The sequence below is a fragment of the Candidatus Pelagisphaera phototrophica genome (genome assembly GCF_014529625.1).
Lineage (GTDB): Bacteria > Verrucomicrobiota > Verrucomicrobiia > Opitutales > Opitutaceae > Pelagisphaera > Pelagisphaera phototrophica.
The window spans coordinates 3,678,197-3,697,525 of the sequence record NZ_CP076039.1; the positions used below are offsets into that span (position 1 = coordinate 3,678,197).

Below are 19,329 nucleotides of genomic sequence, written 5' to 3' on the forward strand. Positions count from 1 at the left end.
ATGGAGAATCGACGCCATCCAACCTTGCTTCTTTCCGTAGTCGGAGCCGCCGCGCTCTTTTGCCAGAGCGGAATGGCGCAGTTCGATCCAGACCCCAGGATTTTCGAAGGAGAGGCCAATGGGGCCGGCCCCAACAGCGGATCCAATCAAAGTCGTAGCGGGCGTCCTTCCATTTCCGCAGGCGGCATTCCCATTGGCGGTGATGTTTCGATTTTAGACGAGTCCACCCTTCCACCGTTAGGTACAATCGATATACCGGGCAGAACCGGTTTAAACATTCCCATTAACACCCCAGGGATGCCCGGAGGCATGCAAGGCGGGATGTCCGGAGGCTCCTCCGGAAGCAGTGGCATGCCGATCCCCATGGGTGGAGGAAGCTCAGGCGGAGGGCAACAAAGCCAAAGCAGTTTGGGACTGCCTCCCAAAGGTGGCTCTAGCGGCGGACAACAAGGACAGAGCAGCTCGGGAATGCCTCCCATGAGCAGCTCTCGCAGTCAAGGGAGTCAAGGTTCCCAAAGCAACAACACTCCCCTTATACCTATGCCCCCTTCCAACGCAGGGCAACAGGGACAGATGGGGCAAATGGGCTCCCAAGGAGAACAGGGCGAGCAGGGGCAACAAGGTCAGCAGGGACAACAGGGACCTCAAGGGCAAGCAGGAGAAGGGGGACAAGCAGGTGAATCGCCTCTCGGACAATTGCCTCCTCCCCCTCCGGACGTTCAGATTGGAAGCACTTCTGATCAAATCGGAGGACCCATCGGAGACTTGACCGGGAACGACCCCGATACGCAAACTTCAGACGGTGCAAGCGACGGAGAATCCGGCGACCAGAACAAGGCCAAGAGTGGTGGAGAATCAGGGGGTGACAACGGCAAGAAAGTTACTGAATCCGATGGCCAGCAAGTAGGGGGTGGCGGAAGCCAAGGATCTAACCGAGCTAAAGGCACCGAAGAAGGCGGCAAAATGTCCAGCAACTTGTAGGTCAAGACACCGCGCCTCCGCACAACGACAATGACTCGAATTCTTTGCATATCTTCGCTGACGCTGACTCTACTTGTGGGAACGGCATGGGCTCAGAGCACGCCTACCAAGGTAATCGTTTATCCACTAGAAGCCGTCATCGATAGCGGGGCCATGAGTCACGGCCAATTCAGGAAACGGTATCCAGGAATCGATGTCACGGACTTTGGTTTAACCGACGAGGGCTGGTACATTCGGTACACTCACCAAAAGCTGGTCTACATGTTTGGACCCAGTGACGATCTCGAGTACACAAGAGAGCTGAAAGCCGTTTTAGAAGAAATCCGTCTTTCCGCAGTACTCAAGGATTCAAAATTGAGCTCGAGCAAAATCGAAATCGTCAAATTCGAATTTTCCTTTGCCTCCAACTAGTGATCATTAGGATTGGTATCTCAGATGTACCCACCGCTCCACTTCAGCTTCCTTCGTACCACATCAAAATGGCAGTAGTCCACTTTTTGGGCCATCTGTAAACTCTGGGATGATAATTTAATGGCGATCGTACCGTCCTCAGAAGTTGACAAATTTCTTTGCCCATCAACCGCTACTACCAGTCGACCGTTTGGCACTGCATTCTCTACTCGCAGTTGAACATTATCCGGCAATATTATCGAGCGATTGCTGAGCGCATGAGGGCAAATCGGCGTAAGGGAAATCACTTTTGAATCGGGATGAATCAATGGACCACCTGCGGAGAGCGTGTAAGCGGTCGACCCAGTGGGGGTACTGAATATCAATCCGTCACAAATATAGGTCGTCACAAACTCTTCATCCGCGAAAACGTTCAAATGAACGATTCCACTGACCGAAGCGGATTTGATGACCACGTCGTTCAACGCAACATCCACTAAATTGTCATGGGTACAGCACTCGAGCAATCCTCGCCGACGTAAGTCATAGGCACCCTCCAAAATTGATGGAAATAAAGAATCGATTTCCTCAGCAGTATAGGTTGTCAGAAATCCGAGCGTTCCTCGATTCACGCCGATCAAGGGCACCTGATACTTGGTCGATTCAGAAGCCGCGCTCAAAAAGGTGCCGTCACCTCCGATCACACAACAGGCGTCCATACCCTCTAAAAATCCATTGGGAACGGGAAATTCGAACGTCTCCCGAGTCGAGACCCCCATGTCCTCCGCGATCTCCCGCAACTGCCCAAACAATTTGAAGGTTCCCGATTTGGACTGATTCAAAACGAATCCGAGGTTCTTAATGGCCTTATTATTGAGCACAGCTATTAAATTCGCGCGGGACGCATTTTATTTCAACTTAGAAAGCCCGAGAAGAAATTCAACATTTCCTTCTGCTCCTTTAATCGGTGAAGGAATACAACCGATGCGGGATACGTTGACCAGATTCTCCATGGCAAACCGCTCGACCTCTAAGAGGACTTTATCCCGTTCATTCTGATCCTTAATCACTCCCCTAAATTTGTCCGCCACCTCCTTGCCCACCTCGAATTGAGGTTTAACTAGAGCAACTAAAATTCCCCCAATCGCGAGAAAGGGCCAGACAGCAGGCAGTACCGATTTGAGTGAAATAAAAGAAAGATCCATGACAATGCGATCGTATGAATCCAAAGGAAGGTCACCAGGTTGCAAATATCGAGCATTTACTTTCTCCAAATTGGCAATACGAGGATCGTCTCTCAACTTTCCGTGCAACTGCCCCTTCCCCACGTCTACGCAAGTAACGCTAATCGCTCCATTCTGCAAGGCATAATCCGTAAATCCTCCTGTAGACGCTCCCACATCTAAAACGCTTTTTCCAAAAAACGAGAGGTCATAAGCTTCGGAAAACCCTTCAATCTTTTCCCCCCCTCTGCTTACGAAACGTTTACCTGGTTCAACGTAAAATTCGATTTCTTCGCTAACTTTTACCCCCGGTTTGTCCAGTCTCCGATCCCGCTGCCTCACTCTGCCCGACATAATGAGGGCTTTGGCTTCGCTCCGACTGGAAGCAAGCCCCCGCTGGAGGACCAGCTCATCTAAGCGCAACTTACCCATTCACGGACTCTCGAAAAACAACTTAGCATCGCTAATATCGGTTTGAAGCTGCGTCTTTAATTTATCAATACCTTCGAATTTCCTTTCTCGTCTAAGGAAACTCAACCACTCAACTCGCAATGAGTCTCCATAGGAGAACGGACAATCTCCTAACACGTGCACCTCCAACATGGGCTCCTTCAATGAGTTGACAGTGGGTCGGATTCCAAAATTAGCGACTGCGGGTAACCACTCCTCTCCACCCTCTCGGGAAACGTTGACACTATACACGCCTAACTTAGGTTTCAATTCACTATCAAATGGGATATTCAAGGTCGGGACTCCGATCGTCCTTCCAACTCGCTTGCCTTCTCTCACCGTTCCCCAGGTTTCGTAAGTATACCCAAGAAGACGATTCGCTTCTTCAACTCTTCCGCCAATTAAAGCGTTCCGTATTCGAGTGCTGCTCACGCGTTCGCCATCTAGGAAAAGACATTCGAGTGATTCGGCAGAAATTCCTGCCTCCTCCGCCAATTTAACCAGCAGTTTAACATCGCCTTGCCGCCCCTTTCCGAACCTCCAGTTTTCTCCTGTATGCATAGAAGCCAACGCCGGGATCTTGGACTTCAGCATGGCAACGAAATCGACTGAATCAACCGCCGCGAATTCAGGCGAAAAAGGCTCCTCAATCACAAAGTCAATTCGAAGTTTGCTGAGTTCGGACCGCTTCATCCTCGAATTGAGGATCATGGGCACCGGATTGTCCGGTTTAAAAAGATGGCTTGGATGGGGCCAGAACGTCAGAACTCCCGCAAGACCACCCGAGTTTGCCGCAGAACGTATTGCTGATTCCACCACGAGTCGATGACCCTGATGAACGCCGTCAAACATGCCTATAGCCAAATGAATCGGATGATTTGTCTCCGAACGAAACGAGTCAAGTCCGTCAAATTGTTTGGGCTCTGGCATGATTATTAAGCTTACAACACAGAATTGGGCAACGCTTCGGTTTTTCCGATTAGGGCCTTGGAAATTTCCTCTGGATTGGCTTCGAGAAATCGCTCCAATGTGATGGCATCATTTAAATTAAACTTGTCGGAAGCGATTCGGCGCAGTTCCGAAAGATAGCCCCCACAGCCAATTTTTTCCCCAATGTCATTCGCGAGGGAACGAACATAGGTCCCTTTTGTGCAATCTAGGCTGAAGTCCACCTCCGGTGAATCAAAGCGTGTTACGTCGAAGCGGGAGATTCTGATAAATCTTGGCTCTCGCTCCACCTCTTTGCCCTGGCGGGCCATCTTGTACAAGGGCTGGCCATTGATTTTCACTGCCGAAAACATTGGAGGCTTCTGGTACTGATCCCCCAGGTAGGAGGACACAACCGTAGCAACCTCTTCCAGCGTTAAACTGGGGACGGGGCGCTTAGTCATCACTTCACCTTCACCATCGTACGTATTCGTCGACTCTCCCAGCGTAATGCTTCCCTCATAAGTCTTATCCAAGCTCATCAGATACTGCGAAAGCTTGGTCGCTTTGCCCACTAGTATAATGAGAAGTCCTGTCGCCATCGGATCGAGTGTACCAGCATGCCCGATACGCTTCATTTTCAGTTTCCTGCGAACCTTATCCACCACATCGTGGGAAGTTAGTCCGCTCGGCTTGTCGATCAACAATACGCCCTCTAGCTCTCTATTCTCCTTCATTTGCAATCAACCGTTTCAACACGTGTTCTTACCGCTTCGATCAAATTCTCCCGCAAGACTTTCAATGGAAGACTACTACTCGTCGCTGCCGCACAAGCATGTCCACCTCCCCCGAATTGGGATGCGACTTGATCCACTCGCAACTCTTTAATCTTTGCTCTCAAACTCGCCTTAGTCGTCGTTTTGCGTTCCTCGAGCAACACCCCAATTAAGACACCTTCCACGGAACGCGCATAATCCACAAATCCTTCCGTATCTTGATACGAGGTACCCGTTTCAACAAAATCCCTTTGCCGCAACATACCTATGCAAACTTTCTTGCCACATTCGAAAGCGAGCGAACCCAGGAATCGCTCAAGCAGTTTCAGCCTTGGTAGAGTCGCATTTTCATAGAGACTTTCAGCCGCCAACCGAGGTGACGCTCCACAATCCACCAGTCTGCTACACAGCTCGAAAACTCGACTACTGGTGACTGCATAGCTGAATCGGCCCGTATCTGTTAGGATGCCCGTATACAAGGCTTGAGCTGCGGACTCTGAGATTGGTAGAGCCAAGTCAAATGCTATGCCCGCCAGTATTTCACAGGTAGCGGAGGCATCCGAATCAATCAAGTTTACCTCAGCGAACCGAGTATTGGTAATATGATGATCGATATTTCCCAAACGCCGCTGGTTCTCCAATGCGATAGAAGTTTTCGGGCCTACCCTTCCCTCGTCCGCGCAATCCAAATACAGTAGCCCTGTGTTTCCTAAAGACTCCGGCTCGACAATGCGAATGAGCTCGCTTCCCTTCAAATAAGTTAGGGACGCGGGCACTTGATCAGCGTTCGCGACAAGGGGAACCACCCCAAAAGTTGAAATCATTTCCGCGACTGCGATTTGCGCCCCGACACAATCTCCATCAGGTCGGGCATGGCCAATAACGCACACCGATTGACCGGCGGCACTCGAAGCTAAGGCGCGAAATCCAGTGCTCAATTCTGGAAAAAACCCCCTCAATCGACTGATTCGTTGATCGATTCATCGAGCCCGTCGATTAACTCGATGATGCGATTTCCTTTGGCGATGGACTCGTCGTACTTGAAGTTCAACGCGGGCAGTCGCTTAAGCACGATCCGCTTTCCCAACTCGAACCTGACTCGACCGCCTATTCTATCCAGGAATTTCTGGATCTTCCATCGCTCTTCTTCACTTGCCAAAAGCGTATAGAAAACGATCGCGTTGCTGTGATCCGGAGAAACATCGACGCCGGTAACCGTCACCGTAACAGTCTCACGTTGATAACGTGTGTGCAGAATATCGCTCACCTCGCGCTTTAACAACTCAGATACTCTTATGTTTCGATTGCTCATGTTTATCTAAATCTAAGCTATCGGTACAAGGCAACTGAACCTATGCTCATACATCGCAAAGGTTCCCCAAAAATGGGGAGATTATAGTTCTGGGCGAATTTCGTGAATCTCGTAAACTTCAATAATATCGCCGACTTGATAGTCATTCGTATTCGTGAGGTGCATACCACATTCCGTACCAGCCCGCACCTCTTTGACATCGTCTTTGACACGACGCAGGGCATCGATTTTGCGCTCCGCAACGGTTTTTCCATTACGAATCAATCGAGCGTGCTGCTTCGCAACCACGCGACCTTCGACAACCAAACAACCCGCAGCAAAACCTTTCGCGATCGGGAATACCGCCCGCACCTCGGCTGCTCCAATTTTGTTCTCCTCGTATTCCGGATCAAGCATTTCGACCATGTCTTCCCGGACACGGTCAAGGAGTTCGTAGATGATCTGGTGATAAGTAATCTTAACCGCATGGTGCTTAGCCAATGCCTGGACCCCATTCTCGGTCTTCACATTGAAACCGATAATCTCAGTCCCACCTGCACTGGCCTTTTGAACGTCGCTCTTACTGACAACTCCAATTCCCGATCGAACAACGTCCAACGCCACCTTGTCGCTCTTGATTTCCTTCAATGCACTCTCAATCGCTTCAACTGAACCGTAGGTGTCCCCTTTGATAATCAGACGGAGGGTCTTTTTCTGAGTAGCGGCAATCGCGGCAAAAAGTTTCTCCTGAGACGTTGGCATCCGGTCTTCGGCATCCGCCTTCTGATCTGCTCTAACGCCTACAAGATTTTCTTCTGCTTCACGCTTAGCGACTTTCTCGTTCTTGGCCGCATGGAAAATCGCTCCACAATCCGGCACGCCTGACCAGCCGATAATTCGCACCGGAGTCGAAGGGGGCGCATTCTTCAAGCTTTTGCCATACTCGTTGAAAAGGGCCTTCACCTTTGTGTGGTTAGGGCCGCAGACGAGCGCATCGCCTACCTTCAAAGTTCCTCCTTGAACGATCACGGTCGCAGTAGCCCCGCGACCGACCTCAACTTGTCCTTCGATAACAACGCCTTCCGCAGGTTTCTTTGGGTTGGCTTTCAATTCCAGAACCTCTGCCTGCAACTGAATCATATCCATCAACTCGTCGATACCATCGCCCTTTAAGGCTGAGATGGGAACCGCAATTGTCTCGCCGCCCCAATCCTCCGAAGGGATGCCTCGTTCCTGCATTTGGGTCTTAACCTTGTCGATATCTGCACCGGGGGTATCAATCTTGTTGATCGCTACGATCGGCTGAACACCTGACTTTTGAATGAACTTCAATGCTTCATCGGTTTGAGGCATAAATCCGTCATCAGCCGCCACAATGAGAATGGCCACATCCGTAACATCTGCTCCACGAGCTCGCATCGCGTTGAAAGCCGCGTGGCCCGGCGTATCCAGAAACGTGATTTTATTGTCGTTATGCGAAACTTGATAAGCACCGATGTGCTGCGTAATTCCACCCGCTTCGGAGGAGGCGACATTCTCTTTCCGAATGTAATCCAATAGTGAGGTCTTTCCGTGATCGACGTGTCCCAAAATACAAACTACAGCTGGGCGGCCCTCAAGAAACGCAGTTTCATCAACTTCCTTAACCTCTTGTTTCTTTTTCGCTTTGGCACCCTCGCCACGATGGCGGATTTCGAGAACGACACCTCTTTTCTCCGCTATCTTACTCGCCACATCCTCTTTGAGGCTTTGGTTAATGGATGCGAAAATGCCCATTTCCATAAGCTCGGAAATCAGCTTGAAAGGCTTTACTCCCAGCTCGGTCGCCAAATCACGAACGACGATAGGTGGCTTAAGGGTAATGGTACGAATTTCTTCTGTTTTTTCCGCAGGGTCATTCGCGCTTGCTGGAGAAACGGGCGCGCCAACTCCGGCGGGCGCAGAGGGAGCCGCTACAGGAGGTGGTGCCGCTTGCGAAGGTGCCGCTGGCTGAGGAGGGCCCGTATTAGCGGGACTCGCGACCGGAGGAGGAACAGGGGCTTTGGAAACCGCAGGAGGAGAGACCGGGCCGGGCGATGGCGGTGCCATTTCTTTGGGAGCTGAGGGCGGCGGCGAAGCAGGAGGCGGAGGGGCGGCTTTTGTCGCAACCGGTTCTTTCGCCGTTTCTTTTTCCTCTTCGATTTGCTCTTTGGTTCGGACGAAGGCATTAACCGAAGGCACCGCAACCGGTTTCTCTTCCGCTGGCTCTGAGGTCTCCGTTTTTGCGGTATCCGCAGACTTTTTAGCAAACTCTTCTTTCAAAGATTCCGCCGAAATGTTGTCGACCGTGCTGGAAGCACTCTTCACTTGAAAGCCACGTTCGCGGAGAAGTTCGAGGAGTTCGGAATTGTCCATTCCAATCTCTTTAGAAAGCTGATAGATTCGTACGCTCATGCGATAGGTTTAGGGTGCTGAAATTTTATGTAGGTGCAGTGCCTTTCCAATTAGATACGATATCCAGTTTTAAGACGAAATATTCTGCTTCTCCAAGAAAGCATTCACTTTTGCCAAAATATCATCCGCTTGTTCCGCGTCAAAGCCAAGATCCTGCAAGTCGGAAGACTCCACATCGAGGAACACTTCGGGACTGATCAGTCCATTCTGAACGAGGCGAGCCGCGACTTCATCGTCGATTCCTTCGATCTGGTTTAAGCCTTCCGCGGCTTGTTGCTGCTTCGCTTCCAGGCTGACCTCGTGCACCTCTTCTTTGACGATGTCTATTTTCCATCCGACCAGTTTAGAAGTGAGGCGGGCATTCTGACCCTTGCGCCCAATAGCGATCGCTAAGTCGTCTTCCGAAACTTCGACGCGAAGGCGCTTGTTCACTTCATCCAACTCTACGTTGCGAGGGATCGCCGGCTTGAGCGCTTCGAGCGCCAGTTCCTTCGGGCCTTCGACGTAGCGAATAATGTCGACTTTTTCGCCACCCAGCTCACGAACGATGCTCTTGACACGGGCCCCTCGAGCTCCGACGCAAGCACCCACTGGATCCACTTTAGGATCAGAGGAAGATACGGCGATCTTGGTGCGGTAGCCAGGCTCCCTAGCGAACGCTTCAATCTTGACCGTACCATCAGCGATTTCGGTCACTTCTAAATCGAACAGTCTGCGAACAAATCTGGGGCTTGAACGGGTCAATATCAACTCGGGCCCTCTGGTAGAGGCCTCTATTTTCAGCAGGAAGCAGCGAATGCGTTCACCTGGAGCGTAATCCTCCCCTGGAACTTGCTCGCGTGATGGCATAATGGCCTCCGCTTTCCCGAGATCGATGCATAAGTCGCCGCGCTCACGTCTTCTCACGATGCCGCTGACGATGTCTCCGACTTGGTCTTTAAAATCGTCATAAATGCGCTCTTTCTCAAACTGCCGCAGACGTTGCATGATCGCTTGACGAGCGGTTTGGGCTGCAATTCGACCCAAATAGGCCGGATCCATCTCCTTTTCATACATATCCCCTAGCTGGATATCCGGCTGGTTCAAACGGGCCTTTTCCAAAGGAATCTCATTCCTTGGATCACTAACGGAATCTACCACTTCCAGTAGGGCCCAAGCCTGCATTTTTCCATTTTTCGGATCAATTTCGACTTTGAGCTCTTGGCCTGCATTTACCCCTTTCGCGGCGGCATTCTTGATGGCGGTAACGATCGCAGAAATCATGTCTTCACGACCGATCCCTTTTTCCCTCTCCATGTACTCCAATACAGATAAAATTTCGCTGCTCATGATTGCTATGCTGATGAAAAAAAAAGCGGGTCAAAGACCCACTTTTCATAAAATGAAAATTAATGCAGGGAGTAAATTTCTCAGCCTTCTAAAAGTCAAGCGTCTCCTCATAGAAGGAGAAGGCGCTTTTACAGGCGGAATATCCACTGACGGAAACCTCGATCCTAGGCCTATTCCACTGGCTAGGAAAGGCCTTGAAAGCGATGGGGTGAACTCGATTTATCCCATTGAATGCCTGATTTTGAGCAATCCCTGAAGCCAGCCATTGGACTTGGGGAACCGGCGCGTTTCGAGAATTTCTAGCCCTTTCAGAGTCTTCCCTAAAATTTCAGGCGCATTCCCCGCGAACCAGTGGAACCAAAGCCCACTCAAATCGGCTCCGGAACGGGCTGACAAAAGAGGTAGAAATCCGTCACATATCAGCGTATCCAGCTTCGAACCGCTTATTCGACCACTCACCACGCGATCGGAAAAAGTACGCTGAAGCCCAGAAAGATCTGCTTTTTTTCGAAACTGAGCGGTGGACTCGTCAGACATCTGACCCATCGGAAGTCTATTCACCAATTCTAAGAGCACCTCCTGCCAGTAAGGTTGGGCCGAAATCCATTGGAAAAACTGCTCAAGCCGGATTTTGGGATGGTTTGCGGGACGAACGCCAGAGGTGCTCCACAAACCACGTCCCGCTTCCCAAAGATCCCCAAAATGCAGACTATCCGCACGACATCTTTTGGCCGGGAATGCTACTGCCACATGCAGCATTGGAATACGATTAGCCGCAAAACCCATGATTTCAAGTGCGGTCATATGGCATGCTTCGTCCCAGCCGAGTCGCTCAATACGCATTTTCGCGAAGTCCCGCTTCACCTTCCACCGATCTGCAGCCGCTTCGATCAAGCGGTTACGGCGCTGCGTAATACTTAAGTCCAGCAGGGAGAGAAACGCATCCTCAACAAAACCCCCAGTAGACTCTATGATAGAGTCTTCAATCGAATACTCCTCCAAGTCATACCAAAGCAATTCCATCAAAGAAACCGTAGGTACCGATCCTCCAGAAACCGTAAGCACCGGTTTTTCACCCCCCCTAATCGGATGGTAAACCACATGAAGCACAACCCTATCAAAATTGGGGTTTTTGTGGTGTCCATGGGCTCTCCAGTCAGATTGTGAGAAGTGAATCTCGACATCACCCTCCACTCTATCCCCATCGATTCGGAAAATGGCGTCTTTAAAATCGGGACCAGCCAAGCGATTCCAGCGCCCGGGATTTAGCACTTCTATCTGCCGCCCTCTGGAGTCCTTCATCCGTGCAGAGTCAAAGGCGATTTTCTGCCAGATCTTTTGCAGAACCAGTTCACTGACTTGATAAGGTCCGTACAAGCCTTGGAATTCCTCTACGCCTTGGGTAACATTCATCGTAGCGTACCTCTAATTTACAAAGGAATCTGGTTGGTGAAAGTGTTTTTTGAATCACCAAAGGAATTTTTTATCCGGGATCGCTTCAGTCGACGAGCCGCTAGAACTTCGTCTTTCAAGGTAGCCGGTGAGATCGCCTCCGCTCCGCCCGCCTCGATTGAATGCAAAACCGCCCGATCTTCCGTGCCAACACGAATCAGCTCAGGTCGGGCATCGCCACTCACCATTTGTTCAATCACGGCATCCGCAGTCAGGGAACTGGGTGAATAAAGAAGCTCAAAAGAGTCGTCGCCAAACGGATGCAGTCGATCGATCTTCCTGCCCTTTCCATCCATTGCGATCGTTACTCTCCACCCTTTCTCATCGTGGATTTCCTTCAGCTCCTCCTGAAGCGTGCGGACGATCTCGTTTATCCAATCCCCTGAGCACTTTTTAACCAAACCCCAAGCGTGGGCGACATTGAATCCATCGACTATCAAGTGAATCTGCTCTCCTGCTTTACCCATCTCCCGTCCTTTACACGTTGACCTCTCCACCGAGCACTCCAATACCAATCCTACAAAAACATTGAATCCGTCACATGAAAAACAATGACGATCCAGAATGGGAAATCGTCGATTCCCTCCCAAACAAAAAGAAGACCCGTACAAAGAAGACGGTCAAGCTTCGCCTATCCAAAAAGTTTGTCATCGGAGCCATTATCGGAATCGGCATCGCCATTCTCTACCCGCCATCGATTGTCAACCTCGTCCGCACCTTGTTCGCCTGGAAATGGCTGGTTCTGCTCATAGCCCTGTATTGGCTTGCCCGTTGGTTAATCCGGCGTAATACGCGTCGATAGTTTATTGAGAAATTTCGTTTGCGAGCAGCAACCACAATAGACTAACTCACTTCGATTCAAGATTATGTACAAGAAGCTGTTCGGTATCGCTCTGCTCGCCCACATTCTCGTGTTCGCCTATCTAGGGCTTCGACCAGGAACCGAGCCCGCAGCCACTAATGGGTCTGAAAAACTGGATACTCCCGCCTCTCCTTTTTCAGGGAGCAAAGCAGAGAGAGAAATCGAAGAGGACGATCTGCTGGAGGAAATCGAACCAAAACTGGAACTCGCAGTTGTCGAAGAATTTCCGGATGCCGCCTTCGAGGTCTTACCAGGAAATATTCGTACCGACGATCTCAAATCTGGTTTCCTTTACGACTTCTCCAACCAACGGCTTCTTTGGGAAAAAGATAGTGCTAAGCCAGTTCGGATCGCATCGATGACGAAAATGATGACCGCCCTCCTCGCGTTCGAAGACGAAGAGTCGAAATCAGACTTATCGATGGATACCGTCATCCAGGTGACCACCGCCGCTTTTAAGATTGGAGGGAGCCAAGTGTGGCTAGATCCTCGGGAAAGCTTCACCCTCGAGGAACTGCTTATCTCAATCATGGTAAAGAGCGCGAACGACTCCTCGTACTTGGCTGGCGAATACCTAGCCGAGGGAAGTATGGACGGTTTTGTCGAACGAATGAACGAGCGAGCAGTTGAGCTCAACATGGATTCCACCCACTTTTTCAATGCCCACGGACTTCCCGAGGGCGACACGGGAAACACGGCCTCTTGCCAAGACCTCGCTCGACTGGCCATCGCACTCATGCGATACGACAAAGCTCTCGAATGGGCATCTATTCCCACCTACGACTTCCGGGCGGATAGCGGCAAGCCAACCGTACTTACAAACCACAATCGTCTCATACTCACAACTGAAGGGGTCGATGGATTGAAAACCGGATACACAAAAGGAGCCGGCTTCTGCGTCACAGCTACTTGCCTGCGGGACGGACGTCGCCTCATCGCAGTAACTACTGGATTCAAGTCCAGCAAGCGCCGCGACACCTTCACGCAGGAGCTGATCAACTGGGGCTACAGTCAGCTTGTTAAAAACAACGCGTAACTGGTCGAAAAATCACCTAGCCACATGGCGACACGTCTATTCCCAACATTTCAGTATCAATCCCTTGCTCTGCAAAGTAACGGTTGAATAAGTCGGGGGATTTAACCTGTTTTATAGGACTTCCAATAATTGGATACAAGGATCGAGTTGACTTCTCAAATGCTTCGACCATCAATGTAAATCCTAAGCAAAAAGCGGCGGCCCCTAAATGACAATCCTTGCGAATCGCCTTCATTGAGTTTATTCATCTAAAAAGCCTCGAAATCATTCTACAATCAACCAATGTCCTAGCACATACTGATAATTCTTTATAATTCTTGAATCACAATGCCCATCGTTCGACTCAATGGTCTTCAAAAAATCTATCCTGGGAAGGGCAAGAATCCGCCGATCGAAGCGGTAAAGAAAATCGATCTCGAAATTCAAGACCGGGAATTCATGGTTCTAGTCGGACCATCGGGGTGCGGGAAGTCGACGACCCTTCGGATGATTGCCGGACTGGAGGAAGTCAATGATGGGACAATCGCGATTGATGACCACATAATCAACGAGCTCCCGCCGAAAGATCGCGATATCGCCATGGTGTTTCAGAACTACGCGCTCTACCCTCACATGACGGTTTTTGAGAACATCGCCTTCGGACTCAAGTTGCGAAAATTCCCCAAAACAGAGATCCAAAACCGAGTCGAGGAAGCCGCTCGCATCCTAGGCATCGAAGATTTGCTTAACCGGAAGCCCAAAGCCCTCTCGGGGGGACAACGCCAACGGGTCGCCGTTGGGCGGGCCATTGTTCGCAAACCCAAAGTCTTTCTCTTTGACGAACCGCTATCGAATCTCGATGCCAAAACTCGAGCATTCACACGCATGGAGATATCCAAGCTCCATTGCCGGCTAGACGCTACCATGATCTACGTAACTCACGACCAGATTGAGGCCATGACGATGGGTGATCGCATTTGCGTAATGAATGAGGGAGAAATAATGCAGACCGCTAATCCACTCGAGCTCTACAACAAGCCCGCCAATCTTTTCGCAGCCGGATTTATTGGTAGCCCCTCCATGAACTTCATTAAAGGCCGCGTAGGACGAAAAGACGGAAAAGTGCTGCTTATTGAAATCTGCACGAGTGAAGACGTCATGCAAATCGAACTGGGACCTCGCCTTTCCAGCCTAGCCGAGTCTCATGTAGGTAAAGAGCTGATACTTGGGATTCGGCCTGAAAATTTAATAATCAGCCCCGATAAAATCCAGGCGGGTAATGGAGTCGACCTCGACATAGAAGTTATCGAGCCGATGGGAAATGAAACCCTGCTTTATTTGTCCAATGGGGCAACTTCCGTTACTGCCCGGGCAGCGAGTGATTCCCAATTTAAGATCGGCGAGCAATTAAAAGTCGGATTTGATCTAGGACACGCTCACTTATTTGATCCGACAACTGAGCTATCATTATCCTAGACCTCGCGCTTTTTGTTATTATCGACTTACAGAATACCTTTCCCGGTTATCTGAAGCCGAAACGAAATTCTTTCCTCTGAATACGATCCCTCCAGCATGAATTCTACTTTAAAAATTGACCCGAAAGACACCGTCTCAGTAGCCCTCGAAGACCTGCCTGCTTCTACTCCAATAGAGAAGGGTGTAACCACCCAAGCAACCATTCCCGCAAAACATAAAGTCGCTCTCAGGGATTTGAAAAAGGGTGATAGGATCTACATGTATGGCGTAACAGTCGGAGTGGCAATCGAATCCATTCCAGAAGGCGGCTTGCTGACGACAGAAAATGTCGCCCACGAAATTGATCGTTTCTCGGCAGCAGACCGAAAGAGTGACACTACTTGGTCAGCTCCAGACGTATCAAACTGGCAAGGAAAGACTTTCATGGGCTATCATCGCTCTAATGGCCGTGTCGGTACGCAAAATATTTGGCTCGTGGTGCCCATGGTTTTTTGCGAAAACCGAAACCTCGCCGTCATGCGCGAAGCAATCGCGGAAACTCTGGGCAAGGGCCAAAGAAGCAAATACGAAAGCCTATTCAAACGCATGGCCTATCTGCGTGCTCAGGGTGCCTCCAAGGAACAATGGCTTGCCGAAGAACTCGAATTGGAGTCCGACGATTTTCTGAGTCCGTTCCCTAACGTGGACGGAGTGAAGTTTCTCCTGCACGGACTAGGATGTGGGGGAACCCGCGACGATGCCAATGCGCTATGCGGTCTGCTTGCGGGATACATCACCCATCCCAATGTTGCCGGCGCCACCGTTTTAAGTCTGGGTTGTCAAAACGCCGAAGTACGTATCCTTGAGCAGGAGATCGCCAAGCGGGATCCTAGCTTCGATCGACCGCTACACATTCATGTTCAACAGGAAAGTCCTTCCGAAGAGGCGATGATCAGCAGGGCGCTGAAGGAGATTTTTGTCGGACTGGACCAAATCAATCGCCTGGAGAGACAGCCGGCTCCTTTATCCGAGCTGGTTGTCGGTATGGAATGCGGTGGTTCCGACGGCTTTTCCGGCATATCCGCTAATCCCATACTCGGCAATGTTTCCGACAAACTCGTCACTCTGGGAGGAACTCCCATACTAGCAGAGTTCCCAGAACTGTGCGGGGTTGAGGGTGAACTCATGAATCGTTGTGTATCCGATTCCACCGCACATAGATTCGAGAAACTAATGAAAGTATATGCCACTCGTGCCGAAGCGGTCGGCTCAGGTTTCCATGCCAATCCATCCCCGGGGAATATAGCTGACGGACTAATTACAGATGCGATCAAGTCAGCCGGTGCGGCCAAAAAAGGAGGAACCTCTCCCGTAGTCGATGTTCTCGACTATCCAGAACAGGTAACGAACCCAGGACTGAACTTATTGTGCACACCCGGCGGTGATGTAGAATCCACTACAGCACTAGCAGGAGCCGGGGCCAACGTGATCATCTTCACCACTGGCCTTGGAACGCCCACCGGAAATGCGATTACGCCGACTTTGAAGGTAGCAACCAATTCAATTCTCGCCAAACGCATGAGCGATATTATCGACTTCGACTCAGGCCCGGTTATCTATGGCCAGAAATCGATCGAAGCCATGGGAGGCGAATTACTGGATCTAGTCGTTCGCACCGCAAGCGGTGAATTTACTCCAGCAGCTGTTCGACTAGGACAAGATGACTTTCTTCCCTGGAAAAGGGGCATCTCGTTATAGATAACAACAAGTCGTTGCACACACTTTGCCTGGGTTGCCCGTGAATAAAGCATCCCCGAAGTATTTGAGGCAGCAAACGGTCGCCGGTTACGACCTCCACTCCGGATCTTCGCAAGCATTCTCCCACCGCCTGTGCCGTCGCGGTCGCTCGATCGCCAGACAGTCCCTCTGCCGGAGAAAAGTCGGCCGGACGATGGACTTGCGTGACGCGAGCCTGCTGCTTCGCCCGTTCCATTTCAATATCGCGCAATATGAGAATTCGCTCCGCTCCCTCATCCAGTTCAATCAGGGCCACCGGATCGTGCACGGAAAACTGAATCCTCCTAAACAGAGACGCATGGTCCTACGTCTTTCCAGCCATCACAATTGCGGATCTCCGATTCGTCGCCATACTTTCAATTGATTCACTCAATAAGGTATTTCAAGAGTAACCCATCTGGGACAGGCGTTAAGAACTACCTCCTTGCACGTCTTCCGCCAAGGCTTAGCTCCTTTAAGTCGAACACCCGGGACTCCTCTACCTCAAAAAAGCTAAATAAAATGATAGGGTTGAGAGTTTCGAGTGGCTGGATGGCAGGCGGGGGAGTTAGGGAAGGCCAAGTGATTGGAGCTACCGATGATATAGGTTTCCGAGCGGGTTAGGATAAGGTTCGTCTTCACGATTTCCAATCGACGATTCTCAAGTTGATGGAACTGGATCACCCGTCCCTAAGCGTGAATCACAATGGTCTTGAAATGCGCTTGACCGATCTTCACGTCTACCACGACATATACGACCGCTTAGTAGGATGATTGTTTGGAGCCCCGGATGGTGAATTCGGATTCTAAAACATTTGTCCCAGCTGACAAAGCGGGCCTAAATGCAAGGTAAACCCCATTAAGAAATTGTCCAATAAACAGCACATGAATAAGAGCTCCCGAATTTCGCGCCGCGCGTTCCTAGGAAAATCAGCGACAACGGCATTTAGTTTCACCGTTTTACCCTCTTACCTGGCATTGGGTAAGAAGGATTCGGCAGGCAACGTGCCGCCAAGCCAAAGGCTCAATCTTGGCTGTGTCGGTGTCGGCAATCGCGCGAACTCGGTAATTACGAGCATGTGCAAACAAAAGAACGCCATGCCCGTGGCGTTTGCAGACGTCGACTACTACAATTCCGAACGCGCTGCCCAAACGCTGGCCGCGTTCCCCGATGTCCGACGGTTTGACGATTTTCGCGTGATGCTGGATACTGTGGGGGGTGATATTGATGCCGTCACCGTCGTTACACCGGATCATACCCACTTTGTCATCGCGCTAGAGGCAATGCGTCGCGGGAAACATGTTTACGTAGAGAAACCGCTCACCCATACATTCCGCGAATCCGAATTATTGATACAGGCCGAGAAAAAGTACAAGTTGATTACCCAAATGGGCAACCAGGGGCACACCTCTGGTGGAGCTAGCCAGTTTCAGCAGCTTGTAAAGGGCGGCGCAATAAAGGACATCAACAAAATCGAAGCGTTCTTCAAACCATTCAAACACCCAGGTATCTGGTTCTATGAAAAGGGCCAAAGGGTAGAGAAGTATCCCAATGCCGAGAAAATCCCTTCAACCCTGAACTGGGATCTCTGGTGTGGACCGGCGGAGATGAAACCGTTTAACAGCTTATATCATCCACAAACCTGGCGAGCATTCTTTCTGTACGGATGCGGGATCTTTGGCGACTGGGGGGCCCACATTCTTGATTTCCCCCACGACTACCTGAAGCTTGGCCTGCCGACTCGAGTTGAGAAACTGGAGATGCTGGATCATAATAAGATCATCTTTCCGCGGCTCTCCAAACTATCCATGCAATTTCCGAAACGCGGGAAGAACCTGCCGGCAGTCGATCTCACTTGGACCGACGGTTATGGAACGAAACCCGTCTTAGACGAACAATACTGGGACAAAAACGAAGACGGAACCAGCGTGCATCCGAACTTAAATGACACAGGCTCCACCTTGCTCCACCGCAAGGATGGCAAATTCGTCATTTACCGGGCCAGTCACGCGAAACCGTCGAGCCTGCTGCCGAGAATGACCATGAGAGAGTACGAAGCGTACGTGAAGCCGCCAAGAGTGACCCAGAACCACCAGGAGAGTTTTGTACAGGCGTGCCTTGGTAATGGGAAAACCACTTCACCGTTTAGTATTTCCGGCGAACTGACCCAGTTATTGCATCTCGGAGTCACATGCCAGTATTTGAACGAGAGCTTCGACTTCGACCGCAAAAAGAAGCGAGTCCGAGGGAACGCCCGAGCTCAAGCGGTCCTCGACGGCCCAGAGCCCCGAAAAGGATGGACCGAATACTACAAACCAATCGTTTAATGGACTCGATAAATCCCAACAAAACCGTAGCGGAATCCAGAATATAATACCATCGATTCATTCGAGCCAGGCGGATGATTCTAGACCATGTAGCTCGATGGCCAATATCGGTTTTATTCGTGGAAATCGAAAAACGGAAAACCCAAAGGACTGTAACGATGAAACTGCTAACGATTCTATTGTGCCTATTGAGTGCGACGATTTACGCCGCTGAAAGGCCAAATGTAGTAATCCTATACGCCGACGATATGGGAGTCGCAGACGTTTCCTATGGCGACAAGACTGTGAAGATCCAGACGCCGCACCTGGATCGGCTAGCGGCCGAAGGCATGACCTTTACCGATGGGCACAGTTCTTCCGGTATTTGCACGCCGAGCCGTTTCGCGATGCTGACCGGGCAGCATCACTGGCGACGCTTTCATGGGATTGCTCAGGCATTCGGCGGACCCGTTTTCGAGCCAGGCGATTTTACCATCGCTGAGATGTTCAAGAAAAAGGGATACCGCACCGCTGAGCGGGTAGATTGTATCGCGATACATGAAGAACAACTGAATTAGGGCGTGGTTTATCAAAAGACAGCGATCCAAATAATAGGCTTATTTGATTGGCATTCCGACTATGCTATCTTCAATCACTGCGTT

General features: G+C 50.5%; 21 protein-coding genes. 11 read left to right on the forward strand and 10 right to left on the reverse strand.

The window, feature by feature from the left end:
* Together GA004_RS15920 and GA004_RS15925 are read left to right on the forward strand one after the other, a co-directional pair.
* Complete coding sequence (locus tag GA004_RS15920) at positions 1-981, forward strand: hypothetical protein (RefSeq protein WP_283394868.1); 981 nt, start codon at positions 1-3, stop codon at positions 979-981.
* 30 nt (positions 982-1,011) lie between these two features.
* Positions 1,012-1,392, forward strand: coding sequence for a hypothetical protein (locus GA004_RS15925; protein WP_283394869.1), 381 nt, complete (start codon positions 1,012-1,014; stop codon positions 1,390-1,392).
* Between the two features lie 20 nt (positions 1,393-1,412).
* Here GA004_RS15925 and GA004_RS15930 read toward each other — a convergent pair whose 3' ends face one another.
* The 8 genes from GA004_RS15930 to nusA form a co-directional block, all read right to left on the reverse strand.
* The gene (locus tag GA004_RS15930; RefSeq protein WP_283394870.1) at positions 1,413-2,252 is read right to left on the reverse strand and encodes an NAD(+)/NADH kinase; all 840 of its coding nucleotides are present in this window, start codon (positions 2,250-2,252) and stop codon (positions 1,413-1,415) included.
* A 27-nt stretch (positions 2,253-2,279) separates the two neighbouring features.
* Complete coding sequence (locus tag GA004_RS15935) at positions 2,280-3,026, reverse strand: TlyA family RNA methyltransferase (protein ID WP_283394871.1); 747 nt, start codon at positions 3,024-3,026, stop codon at positions 2,280-2,282.
* Positions 3,027-3,974 (reverse strand): riboflavin biosynthesis protein RibF, encoded by a 948-nt coding sequence (ribF, locus tag GA004_RS15940; RefSeq protein WP_283394872.1) that lies wholly within the window; start codon positions 3,972-3,974, stop codon positions 3,027-3,029.
* 11 nt (positions 3,975-3,985) lie between these two features.
* A complete protein-coding gene (truB, locus tag GA004_RS15945) occupies positions 3,986-4,708 on the reverse strand; it encodes a tRNA pseudouridine(55) synthase TruB (protein ID WP_283394873.1) in 723 nt (240 codons plus the stop codon).
* On the reverse strand, positions 4,705-5,685 hold the full coding sequence (locus GA004_RS15950; RefSeq protein WP_283394874.1) for a DHH family phosphoesterase: 981 nt from the start codon (positions 5,683-5,685) through the stop codon (positions 4,705-4,707). Before GA004_RS15950 ends, truB begins: the two co-directional genes overlap by 4 nt.
* Before the next feature lie 17 nt (positions 5,686-5,702).
* Positions 5,703-6,059, reverse strand: a complete 357-nt coding sequence (gene rbfA / locus GA004_RS15955; protein WP_283394875.1) for a 30S ribosome-binding factor RbfA — start codon at positions 6,057-6,059, stop codon at positions 5,703-5,705.
* Positions 6,060-6,140: 81 nt separating this feature from the next.
* A complete protein-coding gene (infB, locus tag GA004_RS15960) occupies positions 6,141-8,471 on the reverse strand; it encodes a translation initiation factor IF-2 (RefSeq protein WP_283394876.1) in 2,331 nt (776 codons plus the stop codon).
* Positions 8,472-8,540: 69 nt separating this feature from the next.
* Positions 8,541-9,800, reverse strand: a complete 1,260-nt coding sequence (gene nusA / locus GA004_RS15965; protein WP_283394877.1) for a transcription termination factor NusA — start codon at positions 9,798-9,800, stop codon at positions 8,541-8,543.
* Between the two features lie 52 nt (positions 9,801-9,852).
* On the opposite strand from nusA, the gene GA004_RS15970 reads away from it, so the two are divergent.
* Positions 9,853-10,056 (forward strand): hypothetical protein, encoded by a 204-nt coding sequence (locus tag GA004_RS15970; protein WP_283394878.1) that lies wholly within the window; start codon positions 9,853-9,855, stop codon positions 10,054-10,056.
* Here GA004_RS15970 and GA004_RS15975 read toward each other — a convergent pair.
* Both GA004_RS15975 and GA004_RS15980 read right to left on the reverse strand, forming a co-directional pair.
* Positions 10,020-11,213: a DUF2851 family protein gene (locus tag GA004_RS15975; protein ID WP_283394879.1), complete on the reverse strand. Its 1,194-nt coding sequence runs from the start codon at positions 11,211-11,213 to the stop codon at positions 10,020-10,022. The two genes, GA004_RS15970 and GA004_RS15975, sit on opposite strands and share 37 nt — an antisense overlap.
* Positions 11,214-11,230: 17 nt before the next feature.
* Positions 11,231-11,719, reverse strand: a complete 489-nt coding sequence (locus tag GA004_RS15980) for an NYN domain-containing protein (RefSeq protein WP_283394880.1) — start codon at positions 11,717-11,719, stop codon at positions 11,231-11,233.
* 74 nt (positions 11,720-11,793) lie between these two features.
* On the opposite strand from GA004_RS15980, the gene GA004_RS15985 reads away from it, so the two are divergent.
* The 8 genes from GA004_RS15985 (at position 11,794) to GA004_RS16020 (ending at position 19,245) form a co-directional block, all read left to right on the forward strand.
* Positions 11,794-12,054 carry a hypothetical protein gene (locus GA004_RS15985; protein ID WP_283394881.1) on the forward strand — a complete coding sequence of 87 codons (261 nt, stop codon included), beginning with the start codon at positions 11,794-11,796 and terminating at the stop codon, positions 12,052-12,054.
* A 64-nt stretch (positions 12,055-12,118) separates the two neighbouring features.
* Positions 12,119-13,150: a D-alanyl-D-alanine carboxypeptidase family protein gene (locus tag GA004_RS15990; protein WP_283394882.1), complete on the forward strand. Its 1,032-nt coding sequence runs from the start codon at positions 12,119-12,121 to the stop codon at positions 13,148-13,150.
* A gap of 327 nt (positions 13,151-13,477) precedes the next feature.
* The gene (locus GA004_RS15995; protein ID WP_283394883.1) at positions 13,478-14,605 is read left to right on the forward strand and encodes an ABC transporter ATP-binding protein; all 1,128 of its coding nucleotides are present in this window, start codon (positions 13,478-13,480) and stop codon (positions 14,603-14,605) included.
* Positions 14,606-14,701: 96 nt separating this feature from the next.
* Positions 14,702-16,342, forward strand: coding sequence for a UxaA family hydrolase (locus tag GA004_RS16000; RefSeq protein ID WP_283394884.1), 1,641 nt, complete (start codon positions 14,702-14,704; stop codon positions 16,340-16,342).
* Positions 16,343-16,382: 40 nt separating this feature from the next.
* Positions 16,383-16,745, forward strand: a complete 363-nt coding sequence (locus tag GA004_RS16005) for a hypothetical protein (RefSeq protein ID WP_283394885.1) — start codon at positions 16,383-16,385, stop codon at positions 16,743-16,745.
* Positions 16,746-16,882: 137 nt separating this feature from the next.
* On the forward strand, positions 16,883-16,984 hold the full coding sequence (locus GA004_RS16010; protein ID WP_283394886.1) for a DUF1501 domain-containing protein: 102 nt from the start codon (positions 16,883-16,885) through the stop codon (positions 16,982-16,984).
* A 261-nt stretch (positions 16,985-17,245) separates the two neighbouring features.
* Positions 17,246-18,688, forward strand: a complete 1,443-nt coding sequence (locus tag GA004_RS16015; protein WP_283394887.1) for a Gfo/Idh/MocA family protein — start codon at positions 17,246-17,248, stop codon at positions 18,686-18,688.
* A 158-nt stretch (positions 18,689-18,846) separates the two neighbouring features.
* Positions 18,847-19,245 carry a sulfatase-like hydrolase/transferase gene (locus GA004_RS16020; RefSeq protein ID WP_283394888.1) on the forward strand — a complete coding sequence of 133 codons (399 nt, stop codon included), beginning with the start codon at positions 18,847-18,849 and terminating at the stop codon, positions 19,243-19,245.
* The last annotated feature ends 84 nt before the right edge of the window (positions 19,246-19,329 follow it).

What these genes read in the sequence shown, in the direction of transcription:
- GA004_RS15920 (WP_283394868.1), top strand. Translation starts at nt 1, where the DNA reads ATGGAGAATCGACGCCATCCAACCTTGCTTCTTTCCGTAGTCGGAGCC.
- GA004_RS15925 (WP_283394869.1), top strand. Translation starts at nt 1,012, where the DNA reads ATGACTCGAATTCTTTGCATATCTTCGCTGACGCTGACTCTACTTGTG.
- GA004_RS15935 (WP_283394871.1), bottom strand. Translation starts at nt 3,026, where the DNA reads ATGGGTAAGTTGCGCTTAGATGAGCTGGTCCTCCAGCGGGGGCTTGCT.
- ribF (WP_283394872.1), bottom strand. Translation starts at nt 3,974, where the DNA reads ATGCCAGAGCCCAAACAATTTGACGGACTTGACTCGTTTCGTTCGGAG.
- truB (WP_283394873.1), bottom strand. Translation starts at nt 4,708, where the DNA reads ATGAAGGAGAATAGAGAGCTAGAGGGCGTATTGTTGATCGACAAGCCG.
- rbfA (WP_283394875.1), bottom strand. Translation starts at nt 6,059, where the DNA reads ATGAGCAATCGAAACATAAGAGTATCTGAGTTGTTAAAGCGCGAGGTG.
- infB (WP_283394876.1), bottom strand. Translation starts at nt 8,471, where the DNA reads ATGAGCGTACGAATCTATCAGCTTTCTAAAGAGATTGGAATGGACAAT.
- nusA (WP_283394877.1), bottom strand. Translation starts at nt 9,800, where the DNA reads ATGAGCAGCGAAATTTTATCTGTATTGGAGTACATGGAGAGGGAAAAA.
- GA004_RS15970 (WP_283394878.1), top strand. Translation starts at nt 9,853, where the DNA reads ATGAAAATTAATGCAGGGAGTAAATTTCTCAGCCTTCTAAAAGTCAAG.
- GA004_RS15975 (WP_283394879.1), bottom strand. Translation starts at nt 11,213, where the DNA reads ATGAATGTTACCCAAGGCGTAGAGGAATTCCAAGGCTTGTACGGACCT.
- GA004_RS15980 (WP_283394880.1), bottom strand. Translation starts at nt 11,719, where the DNA reads ATGGGTAAAGCAGGAGAGCAGATTCACTTGATAGTCGATGGATTCAAT.
- GA004_RS15985 (WP_283394881.1), top strand. Translation starts at nt 11,794, where the DNA reads ATGAAAAACAATGACGATCCAGAATGGGAAATCGTCGATTCCCTCCCA.
- GA004_RS15990 (WP_283394882.1), top strand. Translation starts at nt 12,119, where the DNA reads ATGTACAAGAAGCTGTTCGGTATCGCTCTGCTCGCCCACATTCTCGTG.
- GA004_RS15995 (WP_283394883.1), top strand. Translation starts at nt 13,478, where the DNA reads ATGCCCATCGTTCGACTCAATGGTCTTCAAAAAATCTATCCTGGGAAG.
- GA004_RS16000 (WP_283394884.1), top strand. Translation starts at nt 14,702, where the DNA reads ATGAATTCTACTTTAAAAATTGACCCGAAAGACACCGTCTCAGTAGCC.
- GA004_RS16010 (WP_283394886.1), top strand. Translation starts at nt 16,883, where the DNA reads ATGATAGGGTTGAGAGTTTCGAGTGGCTGGATGGCAGGCGGGGGAGTT.
- GA004_RS16015 (WP_283394887.1), top strand. Translation starts at nt 17,246, where the DNA reads ATGAATAAGAGCTCCCGAATTTCGCGCCGCGCGTTCCTAGGAAAATCA.
- GA004_RS16020 (WP_283394888.1), top strand. Translation starts at nt 18,847, where the DNA reads ATGAAACTGCTAACGATTCTATTGTGCCTATTGAGTGCGACGATTTAC.